The organism is Flavobacterium sp. UBA4854 (assembly GCF_002399805.1).
GTDB lineage: Bacteria > Bacteroidota > Bacteroidia > Flavobacteriales > Flavobacteriaceae > Flavobacterium > Flavobacterium ginsengisoli.
In genome coordinates this window covers 23,346-28,084 of record NZ_DHEI01000072.1, presented here as the reverse complement: position 1 = coordinate 28,084, position 4,739 = coordinate 23,346, and the positions used below count along the sequence as shown (strand labels likewise).

2 protein-coding genes and 1 pseudogene are annotated in these 4,739 nt (G+C 33.1%); 1 reads left to right on the top strand and 2 read right to left on the bottom strand.

Going from position 1 to position 4,739, the window contains the following annotated elements:
* Positions 1-1,598 (bottom strand): sialate O-acetylesterase (locus tag B3J44_RS10455; protein ID WP_286968352.1); only part of this gene is annotated, 1,598 nt, incomplete at its 3' end.
* Between the two features lie 110 nt (positions 1,599-1,708).
* Entirely contained in the window at positions 1,709-3,439 is a 1,731-nt protein-coding gene (locus tag B3J44_RS10450) for a glycoside hydrolase family 43 protein (protein WP_286968350.1), read from the bottom strand.
* 962 nt (positions 3,440-4,401) lie between these two features.
* On the opposite strand from B3J44_RS10450, the pseudogene B3J44_RS10445 reads away from it, so the two are divergent.
* Positions 4,402-4,739: pseudogene (locus B3J44_RS10445) on the top strand (glycoside hydrolase family 3 N-terminal domain-containing protein); the annotation flags it as partial.

Sequence of the window (4,739 nt, the reverse complement as noted above, 5' to 3'; positions counted from 1 at the left end):
TATAAGCTGTTTTTCCATACTTTAAAATCGTGAACTCCTGGTTCTAAATAATAAATGTGCGGCACATTATTTTTAACTAAATAATCGTGAGTGCGTTGACTGTTTTCAATTAACCAATCCTTATCTCCGCAAGAAATCCAAAGCAGTTTCAGTTTCTTTTTAGTTTCCTCGGGATTTGGCACTAATTCTTCTGTTTTCTTAGTATTTGGAGCCGATGAAAACCCTCCTATCCAAGCAAATTTATCCAAGTTTCCTAAACCGAAATTCAGCGATTGTCCTCCTCCCATAGACAATCCTGCAATGGCACGATGTTCTCTATCTTTGCGAACATTATATTTTTTTTCAATAAAAGGAATTAAATCTTTTAATAGATCTTTTTCAAAATCTGCAAATGCCTGCACTTTCTCTGGCGCCATAATATTTCCCGAAGCACTATCATCTTTCATAGCTCTTCCGTTTGGCATTACCACAATCATTGGCTGTAATTTGCCTTCTGCATAAAGGTTGTCTAATATAATCTGCGGACTTCCGCCGTTAAGCCATTCTTTTTCATCTCCTCCAATTCCATGCAATAGGTATAAAACTGGGTATTTATTATTTTTAGCAAATCCTGGCGGTGTATAAATAGTTGCTTTTCTAACTGTGCCAACCGTCTTTGAATTATAACTTACCGTTTCTATTTTTCCTGTCGGAACTTTCGGGTCTAGCGCGTCGAATCCTATTGGTGCCTGAACAATAAAAGGGTCATTTGAAGCATTTGACTTGTAACCTAACAGGGAAAGCATTTTTTCTGCATAACGCTTTCCTAATTCTCTATATCCTGCAGCATTGAAATGAAGAAAATCTGTAGCAACTGCACAACCCTTTGATGAAATTACATACGAGGTTGGAATAGTCTGAGGCAATGTTGCAATAATTTTATTCATGCTCGCACATTTTCCGTTTTGGTCTTCATTGACGGTCTCTCCAGAAAGTAAAGGCACTTTTTTAGGATCTAAATTGAGATCCCTCATCAGATTATCATAGACTATTTTGACCTTTTTCGGCCACAATGCATCACCCGTATTAGATTCTCCCTGATGTAACAAAATTCCTTTTATGACACCTTTCTTTTGAGCAATTTTTGCCATCTCTACAAGTCTAGCATACGGACTCCCATCATATTCTTTGATTATACCCAGCATCCAGTCTGGCGCTGTTTTGATGTAACTCTCTAAATTGTCTTTATCAAAAAGTTCTATCTTACATCCTCCAACTGCAACATTTACCACTCCCACTTGTATGTTTTTAGGAAGATTGGCAACCATAATTCTTCCAAAATAATCTGTTGGTGTTAATCCAGTTTTACATCGGCATAGAGGTGGTATTGCTGTATACCATTTACCCATTTCGCGGTTTAAATCTGGACAGTCTACTGCTTCCAGCACTTGAAAGCGAGGATCTATATCTATCTTGTCTTCAGCTTCTATTGGCGCGGCACCTTCCATATTAGACTGACCAAAACTTAAATAGATATGAAAATTTGGATCTTGAGAATATCCCTTCTGCCCTGCAAAAAAAAGGACTGCAATTAAGAAAAATCTAATTATTGATTTCATGATATCTTGTTAAATCTAATTTTATTTAAATAATTCTAAATGAACTGCTTTACCCATTTTTCGGCATCATGTTCCAAACCAAAATAATGAGCTTTTAATGCTTTTATTTTCTATTTCAGAATTGCATTATTGGAAGCAGTAGCATATAAACCAACCAAAGCGCCTGTAAATCCTCCTGCTACATTTGTTGAAAGAATATCTCCTGAAACTCCTGTTCCAAGATTTTCAAAATCAGCGCTGTTTAATGCATAACTAAACTGATAATTATCTCCTGCAGCTTTAACTTGCAGACGCATTGCACCCATAATTTCAATTTTTTTACTAGCTATAATTTCAGATTGACCATTTTCTGTTCTTTCTAGCAAAACATAAGTATCTTTTCCTTTTTTAGTTACCCCAAAAACATAATTGAAACTTTCATTCTGCAGACATACAATTCCTGCTAAATCTTTCTCAGATTCAGGTTTATAATCTAATGTGGTTTCAAATGAAAAAGTGTTGTGCTGCTGTCTATAAAACAATGTTGAAGTTGGCTTTAGTTCTTTAATATTTACCGGAAATGGATTAATCTGCAAGCCTTTTTTAACAATAGAAATAAAATGTTCTCTCGGCCCTCTTAATCCTATCCATCTATAATCTAATTTTTTTGAGGTAAAATTCTCTGTAAATGTAAAATTGCCATTAGGAAGAAAACCTTCTTTGCCAGTTTTGTTTATTACACCATTTGGCATTTTCAATTTTGGCTCCATTGGAATTAAGCCGTTTTCAAAAACAGGGAAAGTCCCCGACCAGTCTACTGGCAAGATAAATGTTTCGCGTCCTGTATTTACTCGGTCTTTTTCATTTGGACGAATTCCTAAAAATACACCATAATATTTATTATCAGCACCAAGCACTAAATCTGCATGTCCAGCCCAATCTACTTTATCGGGTCTGTTTTTAGGAAAATATCTTTGAGTAAGAATTGGATTATTGGATGCTGGCTTAAAAGGACCTTTTGGACTATCGCTAATAAAAATAACTTCACTATGATTATCTCCCGTACCTCCTTCTGCACACATCAAATAATAATGATTGTCTTTCTTATACAAATGAGGCGCCTCAATCCATATTGGTTTCTTAGAAAGATCAACTCCGCCATCTACTATAATTTTATCTGTTCCAGGAATAACCTGATCTTTATCTAGATCATATTCCCATACTTTAATAACACGATGTCCATTATACAATTCTTTTCCTTTATCTGGAGCATCATTATGCACCACATAACCTTTTCCGTTGTCATCAAAGAAAATAGAAGGATCAATTCCGTTAAAGTCCAATTTAATTGGACTTCCCCATCCATTTTTCGGATCTTTAGTTTTCACAATAATATTTCCCATATTTCCTGTAAATGCCGTTACAATCATATAGAAAGTGTCATTGTGTGGGCTATAAGTAATTCCCGGTGCGTAAACACCAGCACTAATGCCTGTATCATGAGGATTAAACTCTGATACATTATTCAATACTCCTCCCAAATCAGTCCAGTTTACCAAATCTTTAGAATGAAAAATTGGCACTCCTGGAAACATAGCAAATGAAGAGCAAACCATATAGTAGTCCTCTCCTTTTCTTGTAATAGCAGGATCTGGGTAACATCCTTGCAGAATTGGAGAATAGAATTCATCGGGTTTTAAAGGATTTCTTTTATAGATTTCGTCATCTCCCCGATATATAACACTAGAAAAGATTGGAGATCGCTTATTCGACGTTTTGTTTGATTTTTTCTCTTGGGCTGTCAGGGAGAAAAAACATAAAAATCCGACAAAGTATAAAAAAGATATTTTTTTTGTAATCATTGCTGCTTTTATTTTAATCGTTTTTACTTGTTTTAATTGTTTGAAAGACTTGATTGAAAAACTAGAAAAAGTTAATTGCCTAACGCAAAAATGGCCGAGCTGTACTCACATAAAATTCTATGCATATAAGCATGCCTAACCTTGGAATTATGAAAATGCGATAATTAAAACGAATTCTGCAGATAGCCCATTTTAGTTTGTTTTACATTCATAAAAGTTGGTTTTGTTTGCTAGCTATTTTAAACACTTAAAGAACTGAAATATAACAATATTTTATAAGTGTATTTTTTACAAATATAAACAAATAATCATCAAACACAATCGGTTGTGTTATTTTTTATTGACAACTATAGAAAAAACAACAATAAAAAACATTTTTATCGCATAAAAAAACATAAAAAACTAATAATACATCAAACTGAATTAGAATACTGGCATACTATTTAATAAAAATTATCTCTTAATGCGATATCATTACAGAAAATATAAAAAGATAAAATCTTACTTTTTATTTTAAAATTTTAAACTTTAGCATTTCTGGAATCATAAATAGGTAAAAAAATAATCATTACAATCATACATTATTGTATCACTGCATAATAACTAATCTTAAGTATAAAAAACGAACATCAAAATGAAAGGAGTTTGCACATAACGTTCTTTAGCTATCCTGTTTATTTGCAAAATTAAATGCATCCAAAAATCATCAAATTAAGGATTTTTTTTTTGCGTGCCTTATGTTCCAAAAAATGCCACTCCATTTTTAATTACGCAACACAATTACATGAACAAGCAATAAAAACACAATATTTAGCATAATAAATTATCGATAAATTAAAAAAAATCATTTTTTACAAAATAAAAATTTCAGGTTAGATAAATTTTTCTTTTCTTTACGCAATCGGTTGTATTTTTTTTCTATAACATAAATCGACTTTCGCTTCAAATAAAAAATTATCTGCATGAAAACAAAAAACATAAAATATCAGATTCTACTATTGATCTCATTTTGCATTTCAGCACAAAACAATGAGCCAAAATTTCTTTTTCAAAATACCAGTGCCACATTTGAGGAACGAGTCGAAAACTTAATCAGTCAGCTTACATTAGAAGAAAAAGTAGCACAAATGCTAAATGCCGCACCTGCAATCCCAAGGCTTGGAATTCCAGCTTATGACTGGTGGAATGAAACTCTACACGGTGTTGCAAGAACTCCTTTTAAAACAACAGTTTTTCCGCAGGCAATTGCAATGGCTGCAACCTTTGATAAAAATTCTCTTTATAAAATGGCCGATTATTC

Excerpts from the sequence above, each read along its gene's own strand:
- B3J44_RS10450 (WP_286968350.1), bottom strand. The coding sequence starts at position 3,439 with ATGATTACAAAAAAAATATCTTTTTTATACTTTGTCGGATTTTTATGT.